General features: G+C 59.4%; 20 protein-coding genes. 9 read left to right on the top strand and 11 right to left on the bottom strand.

The annotated features are described in order from the left end of the window. Positions 1-8: 8 nt before the first annotated feature. The 4 genes from NK8_RS42585 (at position 9) to NK8_RS42570 (ending at position 3,012) form a co-directional block, all read left to right on the top strand. Positions 9-794 (top strand): hypothetical protein, encoded by a 786-nt coding sequence (locus NK8_RS42585; RefSeq protein ID WP_213234639.1) that lies wholly within the window; start codon positions 9-11, stop codon positions 792-794. An 11-nt stretch (positions 795-805) separates the two neighbouring features. After that, positions 806-1,342, top strand: coding sequence for a single-stranded DNA-binding protein (locus tag NK8_RS42580; RefSeq protein WP_213234638.1), 537 nt, complete (start codon positions 806-808; stop codon positions 1,340-1,342). A gap of 254 nt (positions 1,343-1,596) precedes the next feature. After that, positions 1,597-2,679 (top strand): primase-helicase zinc-binding domain-containing protein, encoded by a 1,083-nt coding sequence (locus NK8_RS42575; protein WP_213234743.1) that lies wholly within the window; start codon positions 1,597-1,599, stop codon positions 2,677-2,679. A 108-nt stretch (positions 2,680-2,787) separates the two neighbouring features. Continuing rightward, positions 2,788-3,012, top strand: a complete 225-nt coding sequence (locus NK8_RS42570) for a hypothetical protein (RefSeq protein WP_035511697.1) — start codon at positions 2,788-2,790, stop codon at positions 3,010-3,012. A gap of 66 nt (positions 3,013-3,078) precedes the next feature. On the opposite strand, the gene NK8_RS42565 is transcribed toward NK8_RS42570, so the two are convergent. The 3 genes from NK8_RS42565 to NK8_RS42555 form a co-directional block, all read right to left on the bottom strand. After that, the gene (locus NK8_RS42565; RefSeq protein ID WP_213234637.1) at positions 3,079-3,312 is read right to left on the bottom strand and encodes a hypothetical protein; all 234 of its coding nucleotides are present in this window, start codon (positions 3,310-3,312) and stop codon (positions 3,079-3,081) included. 277 nt (positions 3,313-3,589) lie between these two features. After that, entirely contained in the window at positions 3,590-3,946 is a 357-nt protein-coding gene (locus tag NK8_RS42560) for a hypothetical protein (RefSeq protein WP_213234636.1), read from the bottom strand. Then, positions 3,943-4,971 (bottom strand): PRTRC system protein D, encoded by a 1,029-nt coding sequence (locus NK8_RS42555; protein WP_213234635.1) that lies wholly within the window; start codon positions 4,969-4,971, stop codon positions 3,943-3,945. Before NK8_RS42555 ends, NK8_RS42560 begins: the two co-directional genes overlap by 4 nt. Positions 4,972-6,755: 1,784 nt before the next feature. On the opposite strand from NK8_RS42555, the gene NK8_RS42550 reads away from it, so the two are divergent. Next, positions 6,756-7,928: an integrase domain-containing protein gene (locus tag NK8_RS42550; protein WP_213234634.1), complete on the top strand. Its 1,173-nt coding sequence runs from the start codon at positions 6,756-6,758 to the stop codon at positions 7,926-7,928. 381 nt (positions 7,929-8,309) lie between these two features. Here NK8_RS42550 and NK8_RS42545 read toward each other — a convergent pair whose 3' ends face one another. The 7 genes from NK8_RS42545 to NK8_RS42515 form a co-directional block, all read right to left on the bottom strand. Next, positions 8,310-8,975 carry a Lar family restriction alleviation protein gene (locus NK8_RS42545; protein ID WP_213234633.1) on the bottom strand — a complete coding sequence of 222 codons (666 nt, stop codon included), beginning with the start codon at positions 8,973-8,975 and terminating at the stop codon, positions 8,310-8,312. A 237-nt stretch (positions 8,976-9,212) separates the two neighbouring features. Further along, positions 9,213-9,605 carry a hypothetical protein gene (locus tag NK8_RS42540; RefSeq protein ID WP_213234632.1) on the bottom strand — a complete coding sequence of 131 codons (393 nt, stop codon included), beginning with the start codon at positions 9,603-9,605 and terminating at the stop codon, positions 9,213-9,215. A gap of 54 nt (positions 9,606-9,659) precedes the next feature. Beyond that, positions 9,660-9,977 (bottom strand): hypothetical protein, encoded by a 318-nt coding sequence (locus NK8_RS42535; RefSeq protein WP_213234631.1) that lies wholly within the window; start codon positions 9,975-9,977, stop codon positions 9,660-9,662. Next, positions 9,974-10,462 (bottom strand): hypothetical protein, encoded by a 489-nt coding sequence (locus NK8_RS42530; RefSeq protein ID WP_225936701.1) that lies wholly within the window; start codon positions 10,460-10,462, stop codon positions 9,974-9,976. The genes NK8_RS42535 and NK8_RS42530 overlap by 4 nt, the downstream gene beginning before the upstream one ends. A gap of 54 nt (positions 10,463-10,516) precedes the next feature. Continuing rightward, positions 10,517-11,728, bottom strand: a complete 1,212-nt coding sequence (locus NK8_RS42525) for a DUF1173 family protein (protein ID WP_213234630.1) — start codon at positions 11,726-11,728, stop codon at positions 10,517-10,519. Then, positions 11,709-12,038 (bottom strand): hypothetical protein, encoded by a 330-nt coding sequence (locus NK8_RS42520; RefSeq protein ID WP_213234629.1) that lies wholly within the window; start codon positions 12,036-12,038, stop codon positions 11,709-11,711. The genes NK8_RS42525 and NK8_RS42520 overlap by 20 nt, the downstream gene beginning before the upstream one ends. 283 nt (positions 12,039-12,321) lie before the next feature. Beyond that, entirely contained in the window at positions 12,322-12,759 is a 438-nt protein-coding gene (locus tag NK8_RS42515) for a hypothetical protein (RefSeq protein ID WP_213234628.1), read from the bottom strand. Between the two features lie 383 nt (positions 12,760-13,142). On the opposite strand from NK8_RS42515, the gene NK8_RS42510 reads away from it, so the two are divergent. From NK8_RS42510 to NK8_RS42495, 4 genes are all read left to right on the top strand, one after another. Continuing rightward, positions 13,143-14,165: an IS30 family transposase gene (locus NK8_RS42510; protein WP_213234627.1), complete on the top strand. Its 1,023-nt coding sequence runs from the start codon at positions 13,143-13,145 to the stop codon at positions 14,163-14,165. A gap of 225 nt (positions 14,166-14,390) precedes the next feature. Next, the gene (locus NK8_RS42505) at positions 14,391-15,185 is read left to right on the top strand and encodes a hypothetical protein (protein WP_213234626.1); all 795 of its coding nucleotides are present in this window, start codon (positions 14,391-14,393) and stop codon (positions 15,183-15,185) included. A 61-nt stretch (positions 15,186-15,246) separates the two neighbouring features. Continuing rightward, the gene (locus NK8_RS42500) at positions 15,247-18,366 is read left to right on the top strand and encodes an SNF2-related protein (protein ID WP_213234625.1); all 3,120 of its coding nucleotides are present in this window, start codon (positions 15,247-15,249) and stop codon (positions 18,364-18,366) included. Then, complete coding sequence (locus NK8_RS42495) at positions 18,367-18,612, top strand: hypothetical protein (protein ID WP_213234624.1); 246 nt, start codon at positions 18,367-18,369, stop codon at positions 18,610-18,612. A gap of 39 nt (positions 18,613-18,651) precedes the next feature. Here the strand turns inward: NK8_RS42495 and NK8_RS42490 are convergent, their stop codons facing one another. Continuing rightward, entirely contained in the window at positions 18,652-19,161 is a 510-nt protein-coding gene (locus NK8_RS42490; protein WP_213234623.1) for a hypothetical protein, read from the bottom strand. Positions 19,162-19,368 lie beyond the last annotated feature (207 nt).

Genomic DNA, 19,368 nt, shown 5'->3' with positions numbered 1-19,368 from the left:
GGCCGACGATGAGCACATCAACATTCGGCCGGCTGATCGGGACGTTTTTCGGAGTGACGCCGCAGCCGCAGCGTCGCAGCGACAATCCCACAAGCCATTCATCCCCGGTTGAGGTCGGTAAGGGCGGTGCCAACGAACGGCAAATCGCGATAGCAGGCCAACCGATGCTCTTTCGCGACGAGGGCGATGTCGTCGTGCAGTTTTACCCAGCCTTTGACTACCAGCTAAAGCCAACCGCCGTCGGAATGAAGCTGATCCCGGCGCTTGCTCCGCACTGGGAAGTTCTGCGTGAACACAAGGGTTCGCTGACAGAGGCGATTGCGGCTGCTGTCAGGGACGCTCATCCGACAGAAACGCCTCCAGAGCTTACGGGTGCGGCAACCCGTACGGCCGCTGCAAGCAACGCGCGACCGCCCCAACAAATCGTTGAGGCCATCGCGCCGACGCCAGCGCGAGCCGCAGAGTCATCGCGTCGACCGGGTGAGCGCGCGCGTTATGGCGTGTTGAAAGAGTGGGGCGAGAAGGAGTTCCCCGACGGCAAACGACCGGGGAAGACCTACGAATCGTTCTGCATCGCGCTCGAGCACCATACAGGCGTTGACGTGCTGCAAGGCGAGGGTCTTCGCGACGCGATCGCTGAAGCGCACTGCAAAGTTGGCGATCGCATAGAGGTCAGGCGCCTTGGCAAGATCAAGGTACCTGCCGTCGATAAACGTGGCCGACCCAAGCTCGACGCCAGCGGCGCGCAAGTGCTCTGGGACAAGTGGCTTTGGTCTATTTCCAAGAAATCGTAACGGAGCTTTTTATGGCATCAGTAAACAAAGTCATTCTCGTAGGCAACCTCGGGGCAGACCCTGAGACGCGCTACCTGCCTAGCGGCGATGCGGTCGCGAATATCCGACTCGCAACGACCGATCGTTACAAAGACAAAGCGTCGGGCGAAATGAAGGAGCAGACCGAGTGGCACCGAGTGTCGTTCTTCGGTCGGCTGGCAGAGATCGTGAGCGAATACCTGAAAAAGGGCTCGTCGGTTTATATCGAAGGCAGAATCCGCACGCGAAAGTGGACGGACCAGGCCGGGCAAGAGCGGTACTCGACGGAAATCGTCGCAGACCAGATGCAAATGCTCGGCGGCCGCTCCGCCGGCGATCCTTCATCCAATGATGGTTTCGAGAGCCAGCGCCCTGCACGTCAAGAACGTTCGCAGCAGCCGCGATCCAGCAACCCTGCGCCGGCGAATCGCGAACCGCAATCGACGTCGTATGGGGGAGGTGGCGGGTTCGACGACGACGACATCCCGTTCCGTGGATTTCTGACGCGGCGCGAGTGGGCTGCGATCTGATCCCGTAACGGCTCACCTCACTTCCTGTATCTCCTCACCTTCGTTGCTTCGTCGAACCGGAAACGGTCGGCGAAGCGGCGAAGCGTCTCTTTCTTGCGCGACATGGCCGCGTTCGTCGCTACACCACCTTTCCCTTTCCCTGCTGAAAAAAGCCGCCCGCCGTGCTCGCCTCGCGCGAGTCGGACGGCTTTTTTGAGCACGGTTTCACCGCCTGTTCAGGCATCGACCTCAACCACACCACAACTGGAGTGACAATGAATGTAAAGGACGTCAAGCTGTCCCCGGAACAGTGGATTGCGTTACTCCAGAAGTATGGAGTGCCCGCAAGCTCATTAACCGGGAAGGGCGCACCCTGTGCCATCTGCGGCGGAAACGACCGCTTCACATACGACAACAACCGCGGCCGCGGCGACTGGGTCTGCCGCAAGTGCAACGACGGCGACCGAAAAGCCGGCGACGGCTTCGAGCTCATCTGCAAGTCCGCCGGAATGACCTTCCGCGAACTCATGATCGAACTCGAAGGCGGCAGTCTGGCCGATGTACGGCAAAACCGTGCGCAACCGGGGGCCCCGGCGCCTGGCCGAAAGGTCGATCCCGAGTGGGCGCGCAAGCGCCTCGACTCAATGTGGGATCGCGCGACGCTGGTCGGGTCCGATGGCCTCGTTCCGCGGTACCTGCGCGAGCGGGTGCCGGGTCTCACAGTGGCGCCGTCCGCGGCGCTGCGCATGGCGATGCTCGATTACCGCCACGAGAAGAAAGTTATCGGTCAGTGGCCGGGCATCCTCGCTCGCTTCACGCTGCCGGACGGCCGACTTGGAACGCTGCACCGCACGTTCCTTGAACGCTCGAAACCGGCGAAGGCGTCGATCGTCACTAACGATGGCGAGATCCTTCCGGCCAAGCTGAACGACGTGACGCTTCATAAGCTTAACGGCGGCGCAGTCCGGCTGATGGATCCAGTCGATGGCGAAGTTGGCGTCGCGGAAGGCCTCGAAACGGCGTATGCCGCGCACATGCTCTTCGATGTGCCGGTCTGGTACTGCCTGAATCGAATCCTTCTCGCCGATTTCGTTGTGCCGGACGGCCTCGGAATCCGCGTCGTTCACATCTTCGCGGACTTCGATGCGGTCGATCCCCGCACCGGCAAATCGCCGGGCGTCGATGCCGCATTGAAGCTGGCGAAGCGGCTGCGAGCTGAAGGCTACACGGCTATGGTTCACCGGCCTAAAAAGCGGGAAACCGATTTTGCGGACGAGTGGTTTGCATCGCAGGCAGCGCATCGCCCGGCCGTTGCAATGGTGGTGCGCGGCGACGAACGCGAAGCACTGCACGTCTAATTGTTTGATTCCGCGGCCGACTGGCCGCTAATAGTAGCTTTTGCCCGGTGGGGATTCGTCCCCGCTGGGGCCGCAATCCGCCCGAGCTTTTCCAATGGAGAAAAGGAAATGAGCTTCAGCATGATTGTTGGCCGGTATGAGATCGTGGCAACTTCCGGCGTCGAAAACGGCTCGGTCAGAGTAGGGAAGTCGGAGGCGGAAGCCTATGACGTGATCGACAGGAAGCGTGGCGGTCATGCCCGACTGGAGAAACAAGGCGTCACGCTGGACACTGCTTGGTTTTACTGCATTCGTCGACAGGCGAACGCCCAGGGGGTGACCCTATTGCATTGATAACCATCGCTATTAATAAAAAACCCGGCCAAAACGCCGGGTTTTTTTTGTCCATAGCGTCGGTGCTCACCATGAACTAGCCTTGATTCTCAGGGCAACTTTGAACACATAGAGCACGACCTTAATCGCCGGAACCATCACGCCGCTGGCCCAAAAGGAGCCGACGAGAGAGAGCCCGAAGATCCAGTTACAAAATGGTGTATCCGGCAGGCGAGCTGCGACGCAGGCAACGAAAAAAAGAGTGATCGCAGTGACGGCGCGACGGGCGACTAGGGGTAATGTCATGAACTTATCGAGCATCGTCGGCACCTTCGCGTGGTCGAAAGACGGCACGACGAAACAGGTAAGCCGACTCCCACGCAGCTAACCCGGCTGCTACTAAGATCCAGACACGAACGGCGCGCGTCCAATCGAACTGCATGAAGGTATCGAGTATTGTCATTTCGTTTTCTCAGGGACTTTCCGACCGCTTGCCCGGCCTTATGAGAAATGATGCCACGACACGTTGATAGTCAAGGCGCAGGGTGGTGACACTGGCGGGCGGCGAGACAATGCCCGCCGCCCCCTTGACAGAAACTTATGCAAAAGCCGACAGGCTGTCTGCTAAATAGTTCAGATGCGCATCGTCGCTAGTCTCAGACGGCGCCTCCTTGCTATCGGCAAGCGTCTGCGGCCTTCTGTCCACAACCGACGCGGGCTTCACTTGCGTTTGGGCAGGCAGCGTTCCGCTGTCGGAAACCTCTGTTTCGACGGTCCGCCCTTGTTGGGCGCTATAGGCAAGACCCGCGTTTTCCCTGCCGCGAAGAGCGTCGTCCGCAAGACGTTTGAGCAGCGCAGCTCGTTGTCGAGGATTCGAGACCTCCATTAACGCAGCAAACAAAGAGGGCGTGACAACTTCGCTGACTGTCAGCTTGATCTCGATAGTCCCTGTCATGCGGTCATAGCCTCCTTCCGCTTCTTATCGCGCTCGCGCATCTGTGTGGCCTCGCCGGCCGCAAAGAACCCACGGACGTTCGAGAAGCACGCGTTCTTCATGACGTCGATGCGGTTGCGGGGAAAGAACGCGCGGATAGCGGGCTCGTAAAGCGCCGCACCGCCGCCGGTAAGGAAAATGCAGCGGATGTCGTTGGTGGAACCGACGGAGTTGCCGATCGCATTGACCGCTGCTTCCGGGACCGACTGTGCCTGTGCAGCGTAGTGCTCAAGGTTGATCTCTTCGTTGAACACATAGTAGGGCGCACCTTCACGAACGGCTTCGTCGATTTCTTCAATCGCTAGGGCCGACTCTTTTGTCGCTGCACCGATCAGCTCCGCCATCTTTTGGAAGAAGTGCGATGCGCCGCTCTGGTGTCCGCCACTACGACGCTCCTCCATCGTAAGCCCCTTGGCGACGACCCAATCGGTCGTGTAGTAGCCGACATCGATGATCATATTGCGCTGCGACGGGTTGAAGTCGGGGTGTTGCGAGAAGTGAACCAGAGCGCCCAACGGTTGCGGCAGCACCATCAAATTTCCGACGCAAACTTCCTCATCGCCGAACTGCAGAGTTCCCGAAAACTTACTGCGCAACGCCTCGGCGTGTTGTTGAAATGTCTGAACGGGCAGTCCGAGCACAAGCCTGTCGACCGACGACACGTTGGCGAAGTGGAACGCTCCACCGAGGAGTGCTTCATAGCTATCCGTAGTGCAGTAGTTACCGACAAGGGTGCGCCCAGGGTCGCCGTTGCGAGAGGTCAGCGGCACTTCCGGTCCCACCTCGTACTGCTTGCCGTTCACTTCGATTCCAACGGTCCTGATTGCCCTCAACACGCCGTTGCTTTGCTTGGTCATGGTTCGGGCCTGATAGTCCGGAGTCAGCGACGGGAACATGAACGTGGATACTTCCGAGCCGTTTCGGACAGCGACCTTAGTGTTTCCATATCCGACGTCGACGGCTAGGACGGATGCATGCGTTTTCATTCTCTCTCCAGAGTTTTTCGATAGGTGCACTTATCTGCCCGATATCTGACCGAGAAGTGGCAGACGGGCAGCGGTGACGGCTCCTTTTCTCCAAACGTCCGGATAACGATCAGTTATCTTCACCTAATCGGTGAGAGAGTTAATCGGCACGCTAGAACGGCGCCAATCTGTCAGTTATCGGAACGAAGGCGGTGAGAAAAGTCCCCGTTACGCCTGTTCAACTCTACAGATCGCCGCGCAATGTCAAGGAAGCAAAAGCTCGCAACATTTGGGCAGCTTTTGACTCTGCTTCTAGGCACCGCGGCCGTTATTCTTCTACTCACCAACCGCGCGCATGCGCATCGACCTTCCTGAAATGGACCATCGAGGGGACCGCTTTGCCTAGCGAAAACCCCTCTGTCACGGCCGCGAAATGAAGCGGCCTTTTTCTGAATCTAATCAAGTTCAAAGTGACCCAAATTGAGGACGCTGGACACGCGATATCCATTGGGTTTGCGGGCGGTTTCGCCCGATTGTCCGAATTGAGACGGCTTGGGAGTGGTCATGGACAGATATCCATGAGCCGCTTCGTCACCCCTCAATGACGATGGACGCATCCTTACAGCACACGACGCTGGGTACGTTGCATGAGGTCCGACACACCGCGACCGAGTGAACGCGCTTTGGGATGGGGGACCAGCTAGGCCGACGCGCCAAGCTGATCTCTGTACGGAAGACGAACGGGCGGCGCACCCGGGAAAAAACAGCGCAAAGAGATTACCGAGCACTTGGCCGAGGTCGTGCCGTCGTAAAGACGGAGCACACCGGCGCGCAGCAGCGCGTTTGTGGCCGGCGCGGTAGCCGTAGCAGCGGCACAGCCGAATCGCACACTCAACAGCGCGCGATTCGACTGCTGGAAGCAGCAGGAAGCACACAACGACGAGAGGTCCCGCGAAGCGGCCTACGCGTTGGACGTGCGCCGGCAGCAAACCAGCGGCGGTCAACACGCGAAGCGTAACGACTGGCAGCACGCAGCAGTACGGAGGTCGATGCACGTTTCTTCCACGTGCGGGGCTATCGGATGGAATCGCTAAAGGACAGGAAGGCGGGACCCGGCGGGGATACGCAGCAGCTGTGCGGCAACACTCGGGGATAGGCTCCTGAGGTCTGCGGTGCAGAGGCAACGAATGGCACCGCGCACAGATGAGCACTGTCGCGCTTGTCCGCAAATAAGGAGAACGCGTTTGCTAGAGCCGCTGAAAAGTTACGTGTTGCGAGCAGAGCTCGTCTCGACCTACCTTGCCATCTGCTGGTATGTGTCGGCCCCGTACCGCACGACTGCGAGCCCTGATGCTTGCTGATGTGATCGATACGTCAGGCGCTGGTGTGCTGACGCGATTGCTATGTGCGTGCACGCCTAGGGTGAAAGAGGTGTTGAGCGAGGGCCGTCGTGGCAGTTGAGCGCAGCCAAGAACAAAGCGTTGACTATGGGAAAGAGCAACGTCACTGCTCGACGGCATGTACGCAAGCCCGACGGAGTCGGACTTTTGCACTCATAGATCACGCTTTCGAAGCTGAAGTCGCATGGTCTCTATGCCGGCTCTCGATTGCCTACGGACCCGATCTCGGCGAAGGGCACTCCGTCATGCAGCGATTGCTGGATGGAGTTCGGCCACGTGGGTGGCTGACGGTGTGTCAAACGGCTTCGCGCGAGCGAGTGAGTTGGCGGTGGCATTCGAGCGGGGTCGAGCAATGTACGTCGCGGCTATGAAACTGCAATCGACGAATGAAGAAGGAGCATTCAAATGACCGTAACCGTCTACGTGAAGGGCATCGTGTCCGACTATCCTGAGCTACCCGCCGACTTCCGGTCTGGTCTCGAGCGGATCTTTACCGACAATGTCAACCGAGTCCACAGTCGCACGCGTGTTAGCGCCAAGCCGCTATCAGTAAAGACGCAAAGCTTCCGACTGCGCAGGCTTTGCCGGTCGTTCGTCGAACTGCGCCAGATTGGTTTTGCGTTACAGACGCCATATGCGCTCAGGAAAAAGCACATTGAAGCTCTTGTGGCGCTGTGGCACAAGGAAGGGCAGAGTCCTGGGACCATCGAAAACAAACTGACGTACTTCCGCGCGTTCACCAAGTGGATTAACAAGCCCACCGTGGTTAAGACGATGTCGGAATATATCGACCCCGACGCCCATGACTTCCGACGGTCATATGTTGCGACGGAAGATAAATCGTGGGACGGTAGGGGGATCGATGCGGTCAAGATCCTCGAAGAGATCGCGAAGACTGAGCCGGTAGTCGCAATGCAGATGAAGCTGCAAGCTGCATTCGGGCTAAGGGTCGAGGAGAGTTTTCTCTTGAGGCCGAAGGACGCGGTCCGCAAAGACGGAAAGCTGAACGTTGTCCACGGCACGAAGGGCGGTCGTGCTCGTGTGGTGCCGATCGAGTTCAAGATGGATGTGCTACTTGAGGCTGCTCACCATACAAACCGGTCTACCGGCTCGACCATCCCCGATGGCTATAAAAAGACTCAGTGGAAAGACCACTTCTATACGGTTCTCAAACGCTATGGGGTGACGAAGTCTGGCTTGGGCGTTACGTGCCACGGCCTGAGGCATCAGTTCTTGCAACAAATGTTTGAAAAGTATGCTGGCGTTCCTGCGCCGATTAAGCGTAGCGACGAAAGGGCCGATCCGGCGCTCCATCGGGAAGCGATGCAAGCCGTGGTGGAGGCGGCCGGCCACAGTAAAGCGCAAAAGGCCGGTGCCTATCTGTCGAGCTATTCCGTCCAGAGGCAACTCGCATCACCGAAGCTCTCGGTCGACAAAGTACGCGCCGCGATTGCTGTGACAGAAGGCAATATTTCCGCCGCAGCCAAGGCTCTTGGCATTTCCAGGCAGAAGGTTTATCGGACGCTAGCAGCGGACAAAGCCGGGGACTTAGCGACGGGGTCATCGCTGGCGCAGTAGCAGATATGGTTCCTAACGTGATCATCCCCGTGCCGAAACGTGTGCCAATTAAGGGGGAGGGGATAACTTGGCACACGCGGGCGTCGCAATGATCGGCTTTAATATCAATGGGTTACGTGCAACGCGATTTTCAAGTAACGCTATCCGGATAGCGTTGCCCGAGCCCGGCTATCCCAAGAGCCAGCTCAGTTGCGGGCTTGTGAGTGCGTGATATGTGAGGATCGCTCCCAGGGCAATGACGGTCGCGATTTGGGGGGCCAGCTTGGCGCGGAGGCGGTAAGCGGCGACGATGTATTGGATGGGCGACATTATCTTTCCGTTGTTGATTCCGGCCGGAGGACCGAATTACCTTCAGTATGACCGGCGCGTCACGGAGTCAAGTCACCAGCGGTTTCGATCGGGCAAATCGTCGACAGCGAGGTTGACGCTGTTCTCGAAACTTCCCTCGTCGCCGCCTGTGGCCGGAATGCGCGGAAACTGTATTGAAGCGACACCGTCGATGTAAATGCGTTTGGCCAACTGTTGAAGTTTTCGATAGCGGGCTGCATCGTTGAGGACGGTATCGACCGGCCAGAACTCGCTCATCGTTATCTTGCTGTCGGCGATCTTCTTCGCGAGCATTTGGAAAATTGGCCCGCGCTTCTCCCAATCGTCTTCATTCCGTGACAGTAGGTCAATCAGGTACGCAGCGTCGACGGCGCTAATCTCTTTGCGTACAAGCTTCAGAAGATCGCCCTCGTTGGCTTTGGGCCGTCGCACCCGGGCGTTCCAGATCTCGCCGGCCTTGTCCAGTGCCGCGTAGCGATCGTTGCCGATGGAGATCCAAGGCGTCTGCATTCCGCAGTCTTCGCAGTAGATGCAGCAGACTTTCTCCTGAGGAATAGCATACAGAGATCGCGACTCCATGTCGTTCATCTCGGGCGCAATACTGTCGTCAGCGTTCAGATAGTCACGCGCGGGTGCGGACGGGCGTTTCAGTAACCGGTGGGAATATCCAAAGGCCCACTTTCCGCCGCAATGGTCGCAGGGAAACAGTTCGTCAGTCATGGCGCTGTCCTGTCGCCGGCAGTCCGGCGGTCCGATATATTTGAAAGCCGCCGTGGATTATATCTACCTGTAAGGCGCCGCCCGAACGCGAATGTCGGAAGGCTCCCTTGCAGCCGGTGCACTAACGTTCTTCGCGGAACGAATTGCGTGAATTCTACGCAGCGTCAGGCGAGGGCCAAATTTATCGCGATGTACCTCGTCGGCAAGGTGCTGAGCGAAGCGCTTAGTCTTGGCAAGTTATGCGGCTACCCGGTTCGCCGCGATCCCGTTGTAATCTTCGTGACTGACGAGGCGCAGAGGTGTCAGAGACGGGGCGTCAAAGAGCAGGCGGTAGGAGCGGCCCACCGGCACTGACAGCAGCTTGCCCGCAGAGGACTTGATGAACTTCCCGTTGAGCGAAAATGGATGTACGCCGCTACTGACCTTCACAAGCAGGTCTCTTGCCTCTCGTTGTACTGCGGACAGGTGCCGGACGATGGACAGATCTATCGGATCGTCGGCATGTGACTGCTTCGCCGCGCGCTTATGCTCAAGGGCCGCGCGCTGTTCAGCCTTTTGCTTTTCAGCGGCTACGCATGCGTGGCAATACTTCCCCTTGCCGGTGTGCCCGCACGAAAACGTCTGTTTCATGATGCTTCTAAATGAGTTGCCGATAAGGCTATTGGACCATCATTCGGTGCATGGTCAAGGCTCGGTAGATGATGGTTTTGAGGGGCTTTCGTCCCCGCGCAGTGCGTCGAGCTGGGCAGACAGTTCGAGCAGACGCGCGTCGGCGAGCGACAGTCGGGCGGACAGCCGCTCGATCTGCGACATAGCGAGGCTGTACTGTTCGGAGAGCATAGACAGCGCCCAGAAGGGCGCCAGTGTCGCGTTGCAATCGGTGCACGTCACGACGCCACCATGCTGGTCTAGTCTGATGTGGCGATGAGCGCAGCCACCCGCGCGCGAGTCGCTCGTCTCAGCGGTGACGGAAACACGTTTGAAGGGGATGACGCGGTTCATTCGCGCAGTGAAGTTTCCGGGCGGTAAATGCTATCCGGAAACAGGACCTGCGAGATCGTTTCGTCGCGACGGTAGTGCAACTCCACGACGTCCAGATAGCGACGGAACGATGCAGTGTCAGTCGGTCCGCCGTCAAGTTCCCGGTTCGCGAACCGCAGGTCGGTGGGCGCGAATGCATTGCTTTCGATCCAGTGCGCATCCGTGACGCTCGGCAGCCACCAGCGATTCCAACGAATCGTGAATGCCAGCCAGCTACGCGCACTGGCCTCGATTTCTTTCCACGAAGCCTGAAAATCCAGGATCGCACCAAGGGAGCTGAAGAACACCATTCGCAGGTCGGTCTCATCGGCGGCTGCGACGACGATCTGCTTGCGACGTTCGTCGACCGCGTCAGTGGAGCTTGCCATTGACAGTGCTGGATAGCTCACCTGCCAGTCGGCATCGCGCGCGACTGCGCGCTTGAGGAAGAACGAGTTCGATTCCATGGGAGCATTTTCACAATTGGTTATGCGCTGAGGCTATCTTGGGAAAGCGCCGTGTCAAGCTGCGGGCGGAAGCTGAACTGATGCCAGATCGTCGGGCGGGATCCATTCCACGCATGGCGCGCCTTCGCGCGCGTACAGCGCCTGTTTTTCCGCTTTGCGCGCTACGTATTGAGCGTTGCCTTGTATCCCGTACACCTCGATTGCCGTGGGAACGGTCGTATCGGTCAGCCTGAAGTCGGGCAGCATCGCGTCTCCCTGCTCAAGCCGCATGGGCTTTACGAATCGTCGCCGCTCCGCGACGAGGCGGTTCGCCATCGCGACTTCGAAGCTTGAGTCGCAAGGCAGAAATGCGCTGTTGCATAGTTGCAGCGCCAAATCGATGATCCGGAGGTTGTCGTCTTTCGTCCGCTCGATGACGGCTAGCGCCACCACCCGAGCGCTAGCGTCGCCGATCATGGCCCACGCCGGTTTAAAGGAATCGGCTGCAGACTCGATCACTCCTTTCGACGCGAAGAACGTCTCATAGGTCTGGCGCAGTTTGACGACGAACCCGTATTTCGACGGTTCGACGCTGCGAAGTTCGGCGATTAGAAGTCCGCGCTCCGACTTGGCGGGCGTAGTCGTTATACGATCAAGGAATGACTGGAACTCCGCGAGCACACAAGAACCGTCAGCAACATCGTATCGGCGCATGACGTGAAACACGTCCTGCATCGGCTTGCCGTTCAGCTTTCCATCACCGAGCACCGAAACGAGTTGCGCGTTGCACGTACCCCAGCCGCGAGAGGGCGCGCCTGCCCACTCGTTCAGACCCGCTTCCTCCCACACTCGCTGAAGGAAGCCGAGCAGCGGCGCTGCGCGACGCGACATCGCCCCTGATGCGGCGCCAGATGACTGTCGCGTAGATCGATCGACGGTGCGGACAGACAGCGAGGTGTTGAGCTTGACGTCTAAACCACAAGCGATGGTCCGAATCGCCGCCAGCGTGTCGTTGCTGTTTCTAGATGGCTGAGACGCCGCCCGATAGAAAGAGCAAGTCTTCGGATTGTGACGGTGACCGTCGTCCGGCCACCGTGCAAGATGAAAGAGCGATCCATAACGCCGGATCACTAGACGCAATGGCGCAGTGGGTGATGTGGGCAGGCAGCGACAGACGGCGTACCCGGGAGTCTTCCTGGCTCGCTCAAGCGCTCGCGCGTACTTTGCGGGATTGTCCTGAACCTCAGTGAGCGCGACGGTTACGCCGTCAAACGATACGAGCGTCATAACCCTTCGCCACGCGCAATGTCGAATGCGCTTGCTCGATCGGAACTCTGTGGATGTGAGCACGCGTGCCGAGCAGACTCGCCGCTTCACGAACGCTTAGACAAAACTGCTCGGCGTGGTCGCTGCTTGGGAAGTGCAGTCCAACGGTGGAGACGGCACCGGGCGCCGCGTAATCGCGTTTAAAGACAGCACCGGTCCCGACCAACGCGTCGAGCCAACTGTCGGGAAACCCGGCTGCCGGCGTCGCGTCAGCGCGCGCACCTGCCGGGTCGAGGGTGAAGTCTTCGAAGCTGACAACAATCACGTTCATCGTTCGATTCGTAAAGCGAGGTTTGTCCGAAGCGCGTCATCGCGCATAGCTGCAAGGCGTCCGATCGGTAAAGCGCGCTCGATCTCGCCAGCCTCAACGATGTGCCTCGTGCCATTCGCTCGCTGGAATTCGAGAAAGCGCAACCCATCAACGGTGTGCTGCTTTAGGAAGATACGGTCCAATAGAAGTCCTGGAAACAGCCCGTTGGAGAGTTCCACTGGTCGAGTCTCAAGCCGATACGCGCGCAGCGGCACAAGCTCCTCGATGACGGCTGGCCAGTGCATCAAGCTGAGGCAACAGCGCCTGACAGCCGTCGACGGCTGCGCGTCCCGCACAGCGCGAGAGCCCCGACGATGGAGACAACGGACGCGAAGGCGCAGGCGGCCAGCACGGCTGCTAACCGCTCATCGCCCTTCGCGAGCTCAGTCGCGCGCCTGCTCAACGCACGGTTGAGATCGCCGCGCTGCTGCATCAGTGCGTCATCGAAAGACTGCTGGCTCGAATATCCGTATGCGGTCAGTAACGCTTGTCTCTTGTCATCGGAGACGTAGTTAATGGCATCAGCGACGCTTTCCATGCGCTCCACAATGGCCGTATCGACGACCACATCGCTCGCGCTGCGTTCAACGAAGAACTGCTGAGCAACAAGTCCTATAGCGGTGGCCGAGCAGGCGGCCGAAACGCACATGATGGCGACGGTGGCGATGTGACTAAGCTTCATGGCGTCCGGGGGGCAATTTGAGTGCACGTTTATGCGGTCCGCCAATTTTCATCTGACGCCGAGCGCTCGGCCGTGCGAAAGATGACTTGAATCGGTGGTCTTTCACCGGCGAATTCAGCGCGCGGAAGCTCTTTTGGAAAGCCTCGTGTAAAGCGACAGGGGAAAAGCGATATGTTTTTATGCTTCATTCCTCAAAACGGACGCTATCCGGATAGCGTTGGTGCGGGATCGGCCCTGTGCTGAGTCCAACGCGATGCACGCGATGCGATTCACTTATCCCCAGGGTTAGCCACAGAAATTGGGGATATCTTTTGGCGACTCCCGGCAATAGCCGGGCGGCCTCAAAAGCGAGGTGCAACACCTGTCTCATATAAGGTGTTGCAATGCCCAACAAAACTTCGTATCAGCAGCTTCAACCTGAAGAACGCCTCGCCATTGCAAGCCTGCGACTGCAGGATGTGAGCATTCGGGCCATGGCCCGAATGCTCGGACGCTCGCCGTCCACCGTGAGCCGTGAACTGACGCGGAACAGTTCTCCTGCTGGCTACGCATCAGTGCCGGCTGAAGCGCTCAGCGCCGCCCGCCGTAGCGCGGGCCGCCGCCCCGCGAAGCTTTGCCTACAAAGCGTTTGCTGGCGGGTCGTGCTCACCCTGCTCGAATGGAAATGGTCACCCCAGCAGATATCGGGCACACTAAAGCGCATGTATCCGACCGACCCGACCCAGCACGTTTCGCACGAAACCATCTACACGGCCATCTACGCTCAGCCGCGCGGCGAATTGCGCCGCCAGTTGATTGCCTGCCTGCGCCACGGCCACAGCACCCGTATGTCCCGCACGCGCGGTACAGACCGACGCGGGCAGATTCCCGACATGGTCAGTATCCACGTGCGCCCGCCCGAAATCGAGGACCGCCTGCTGCCTGGTCATTGGGAAGGCGACTTTATCAAGGGCGCCGGAAATCAATCGTCTGTCGGCGTCTTGGTCGAACGGACCAGCCGTCTGGTGCTGCTCGCCAAGATGGAAGACGCCACCGCCGCTTCAGCGCTGGCGGGCTTCTCTGCCAAACTCAACTCGATTGCAGCACCGCTGCGACAAACCTTTACCTACGACCAGGGAAAAGAAATGTCGCGGCATCAAGAACTCTCTGCAGCCACTGGCGTGCGCGTGTACTTCTGCGACCCACATAGCCCCTGGCAGCGTGGGACCTGCGAAAACACCAACGGATTGCTCCGTCAATATTTGCCTAAGGGCACTGACCTCTCGGTCTACACTCAGGACGAGCTCGATGCCATCGCCGACAGCCTGAACAGCCGGCCGCGCGCAACCCACGCGTTCCATTCGCCATTCGAGGTCTTTGCTGCGACACTTGCCTCAGCGAGCCAATCCCAAAGCGCTAAACATTAACCCCCCCGTTGCACCTCGGTTTGAAACCGCCCCGCTATCAAAAGCTCCTCTTTCGCCTGCGATAGCAACATCCCTGACGAGTATCGTCTTGCAATCACCCGCGCGACTTGCGCATCGACCATCAGGCGCATAGCAGTCTGCCGCCGCCAATCACCACTTTTCTTTCCACCCGCAGGGGCATGTCCCCACCGCGGGCGTGCGCCTGCTCATTTCTTGGAGCAACGCATGTACAAGCAATTGATCGAGCAGTTCAAGACGGCCCAAACTGCAGCAGCAGAGGCATATCGCGCGGTCGTTCAGGCTGAGCGTGACGTCTTCGCAAACGGGTTGACCGAGTATTCGGCGATGGAAGTCCGAAGCGAATACAAGGTCGAGCGCGAGCTCAACACATTCTGCCGCAGGCTGCTATCGCGGCTCGTGATGGAGGCGAGCCGCAAGTTCGCCCCCGCCGGCGGCAGAATCGAGATCGACCAGAGTCGCGAGCTTGACCGATGCGGCCTCGACATTGAGGAGGAACTGAAGAAGAACAACGTCCCTGACTTGGACGGCTTCTGGCAACACCTTGAGCGAACGTTCGGCGGCGAAGCCGGCGAGCGCGTCGCGTTCGAGCAGGCAGCCAAGGCCATCATCGACGGCTTCTGGCTCAAGCCCGATACCGAGATCAAGCGCACCAGCAGCGCTGTCATCTTGGAAAAGCGTGTCTCGTCTGAAGCGTCGTTTCGCTCGAAAGGCGAGCGCGAGGTCTATTACTCGTCGCAGCAGTCGGTCGTGACAACGTTCGGCGGCCTGGCCACCTTTGCGAAGAAGCATCAGTTCGGCGCGCTGGCGATGCAACTGCGCAACTTCAGCGTCCATCAACTGACGTTCTCGACGCGCGAGAAGCTGTCTTTCACCGGGCTGGAAATCGTGATGTTCAACGATAAGTGGCAGTTCAAGTTCGCTCACGACGTGGGCGACGCGTTGTCCCTCTTCATTAGTGAGTTCGGCGCCAAGTACCTCGCCTCGCGCGACCGGTACTGAGGCCTCCGCCGTCTCATCCTTGACCCGCTTCGGCGGGTCTTTTCATTTCTAGGGGTAACTCATGCAGAGAGATCTGTTTTCGTTCGAGCGGGACTGGTATGAGCCGTTGCGTGCGATTCGAAGTTTGGGATCGCAGGCGCCGTCGATCGCCCATCAGGGCGAGCTGGCCGCAGCCCGCCGTCAGCACCTCGGGCAGTTTTTCACACCGGACGCCATTGCGGCGTTCATGTGGAGCTTCGTCAGCGGTTGGAAGGTCGATCGGCTTATCCGCATCCTGGATAACTCGGTCGGCTCCGGTCGGCTGCTTCAGTACGCAGACTCGGAACGCCATGCCGTGTTCGGCGTCGACGTGCACGCCGATGTCATCCAGCAGTGCCAGAAGGTGTTCGAGGAGGGGGGATTTAATTGCGAGTTCCGGCAGGCTGGCATGGAGGACATCCATCCGACGCGCTTTGATATCGCACTGATCAATCCGCCGTTCTCGATCCATCTTGAGTCGCCGCATCTGCAGACGCTCGAGTGCACGACGTGGGGCCGGTACGGCGCGCACACCAGCGCTTTGAGCCACGACTACGCCGTGCATCAGGCGCTTGAGGCGGCGAACATCGTCGTCGCGCTCCTGCCGATCACGACCGCCGAGTCGATGATCGCGGGCGAGCAGGGCGACCGCTTGAAGCGCCGCGCGGCAGGCCTTTTCGAACTGCCGGCAGACGCGTTTAAGCTCGAGGGCGCGAACGTGCGCACTGCCGTGGTGGTGTTCGACCGTTATCGCGATCGTCCCTCGGACTTCGTGCGGGTGGTCGTCGACGATCTGGCGAAGCCTGGCCCAGATCTCGGGCTGCACTTCGAGGAACGCTCCTTCGGGGAAGCTCGGTTGCGACTGCAGAAGCTCGATGACAGTGTGCCGTTCATCACGCGTGCGGTCACGGGCGACAAGTCGGTCAAGGTGTCGCACGATGGCCGGCGCATTCGCTTGTCCTTTGCGTGTGGCTTCAACGAAGCGATGGTGCTCAACGCGGTTCTCGTGAAGCGCATCTACTCGCGCGACGGCCACCGGCTGCCGCGCGGCTTCCGTTATTCGGGACAAGGCTTGCTGGATATGGAGACGTATCTCGTGCAAGACGATCCGGTCGCGGCATTCGATCTGTTGCTCGATCGAATCCGCAGCGTCGGTGGCAGCCCGCAACTCGCGCCCGGCTTCATGGAGCACTTCAGCAGACGCATGCGTCGCAGCGCGCGTCAGGCGATACCGCTGCGGCACGTGGCGTGGACAACCGGCGCTGGATCGCGAGATCACGTGTCGGGCATCGCGAAGGAAACGCACAAGGTCGACGTAACGCGCTGGGCGAGTCCGCTCATCAAGGCGGGCGACGAAGTCCAGTTCGACCGCGAAGCCGATGGGCGTTACCGATACGCGCTGCATGGCGTCTGGTATCACCTGTCGGTCGATGAGCTCAATGCGCGGTTCGCGGTAGAGAACGTCAGTGAGGGATGGGAGGTGGTGCACGAAGGTCTGTGCGCGCGCTTTCCTGACCAAGCAGCGGCGCTGCGGTCGCGCGTGAAGGCGCTCGGCGTCGATCAGTGGCTCGATTGGGAGTTTCAAGTCGATGATCTGGTCGAAACGCTGTTGAAGCCGACTGGATGCATCGTCGCGTGGGAGCAGGGTTGCGGCAAGTCCCGGCTCGCATTGGCGCTGATCCTCGTCTCGGGCGTAAAGCACGGCCTCATCGTTGTTGAGTCCCGGCTCATCGAGGAGATGTTGAAGGAGATCGGCCAAATGCCGATCGCGGCCGATCAGGTGAAGGTAATCGAATCGGCGGCGGACTTTGGTGACCTTCGGCGAATCAACCTCATCTCGTATGAGCGGCTGCGCATGCCGGTCGACAAGGCAGCTTCCGCGCGCGTGACGTATGCCCATCGGCTTCGCCGCCGTATCGGCCTGCTGGTGGCCGACGAAGGCGAGCGCCTTGCCAATCCGACAAGCGATCAGAGCCGCGCGCTTTGGCAGCTTTCGGCGCGGCGACGTTTTGTCCTTACGGGCAGTCCGATACCGAATTATCCGCGAGATGCGTTCGGACTGGTTGCGTTCACCGGTGGTGATGGAACGGCAGCGCAGCCGTACGGCTACCGCGTAGGCTACCTGGAGCAGAACTGGATCAATTCGGTGGAGTACGCGATGCGCGGCGTCGATCGATTCAGGGATGACTTCGTGGTGCTGGAATGGGTGACGTGGCAGTTCGCGGAAAGCCTGCAGGACGGGGCGAAACGCGAGGTGCCGAAGATCGGCAACCTGCATCTCTACCGCGCGATGCTCGCGCCGCACATCAAGCGGCGGCTCGTCGCCGAGCCAGAGGTGTCGCGCTATATCCAGATCGAGCCGCCGCAGTTTGAGGTGGAGACGGTCGACTGGGATCGCGGGCATCTGGCCGCGTACCTGCGCGCTGCTGATGAATTTGCTGACTGGTATCGCTCATCACGCGATGACAAGAAGGCGTGCAACCTGGTGACGATCCTCGCTCGTATCCGCGCGGTTCACTTCGCTGCCAACTATCCTCAGTTCGGGATGGATGGCGTGGAGTACATCGGCGGGCTGACGAGCAAGCAGCGCGCAATTGTCGCGCGCATGCGCGCGATTGCGGCGGAAGGAAAGCAAGCGATCGTGTTTGCGGAGAATCCGGGCGTGCTCGATCTTCTGGCGCGCGAGCTGGATGTGCATGGTGTGCAGACAGTGCCGTTTCATGGGGAGATCCCGATCAAGCGTCGCGTGGCCGATAAGGACAAGCGTTTCTTGGGTGGACTCGCAACCGGCCTGATGGCCACCAAGGCATCAGGGCGCGCGGGCTACAACCTGCCGAACGCCGACTACATCCTCTTTTACGACCGTTCGTGGACTTGGCGCATCGAGTATCAGGCGATGCGGCGCGCGCTGCGATGGAACCGGAAGGGCGTGTTGAAGGTGCTGTATTTCCACCTGCCGGGCAGCATCGACGAGTATCAGGACCAAATGGTCGCGCACAAACGTGATGCGACGCAGGCGGGGCTGGACTGGGCGACGCCGGAACTGGACGACGAGACTTTTTTGCACATGGATTCTTTGCTGGATCGTTTCGTCGATGACCTCGCATTGCTGTCGGCGGAAACGTCCGGCCATATGCGCAAACTTTTGAAGGAGGCAGCGTAAATGCCGAAAGACTCAAACGTGTATGTGGTGGTCGGGGAGGGCGTCGTCACGGTTAAACGTGAAGGCTCCAATCGCGCGGTGCTGGCGAACGTCCTCGGCAAGGTACAAGTCGATGGCGTCGAGGTGCTGTGCCTTGACCGTCTCGTCCATGAAAGCCATGAGCAGAAATTTGGCGAGTGGACGCTGGCGGGGGCAGTCACGACTTTGTTGTCGCGGTCGCTGGCAACGACGACTGCATCAGCATGACGCATAGCGGCATCCTCGGGTGCCGCCGCTCACATCCGCTTAATCACAACCCGGCTTTCGAGCCGGGTTTTTTTTTGACTCGTAGTCTTGCATGTGGAACTCGAAGACGGTGCTAAATGCCTCGTCGGTCGTCTTTCCGTCCATCACCAGAAGCACCAACTCCTCTCGGTAGTTGCGGATCTCGTCAGGCATATCCGCCTTGCGGGCCAGAAAGTAATCGAACACCAACTTACGCGCTTCCGGCTCTTTTGGCTTGCGTTTGCTAGGCACTGCATCGGTGTCGAGCAACGAGTACGAGCCGATCAGGGTGCTTCGTTTGGCCGGAGCTTGGCGCTCCCCCAATTTCCCGAGCGCATTGGCGATCCAGTAGCCGCCCCAAGCATTAACGGTGGCCTTGCCGAGGTCATCGCACAGCGAGTCGTAGCGACGATTCCACGCTGGGCTGGTTTGAATCGCACCGAATACTTCATCGATGACATGCTCCGTGTATGGAGTGGGCAAGCTGGCCAGGACTTCTTGCACCAGTGATTTGACGCCTTCTGTTTTCATTCGCCTTTATGCGTGTGCATTCGTTTTTGTTGAGGTGCCGATTCAGGGGCCATCTTGGGCACCGCCTGATACTAAGGCGGGTTGATCTACTCAGCCTGCCGCCCATAGATCGCATTCTACGGCGACCATTCCAACTGCACCGCCGCGTTTCACGGTAAGAGCGAGGAGCGATGCAAGCGAGCCCGGCGTTAAACCAATTCCTAAGCG

This window comes from Caballeronia sp. NK8 (genome assembly GCF_018408855.1).
GTDB lineage: Bacteria > Pseudomonadota > Gammaproteobacteria > Burkholderiales > Burkholderiaceae > Caballeronia.
The sequence above is the reverse complement of the archived record's forward strand: the minus strand, read 5'-3'. Positions and strand labels throughout refer to the sequence as shown.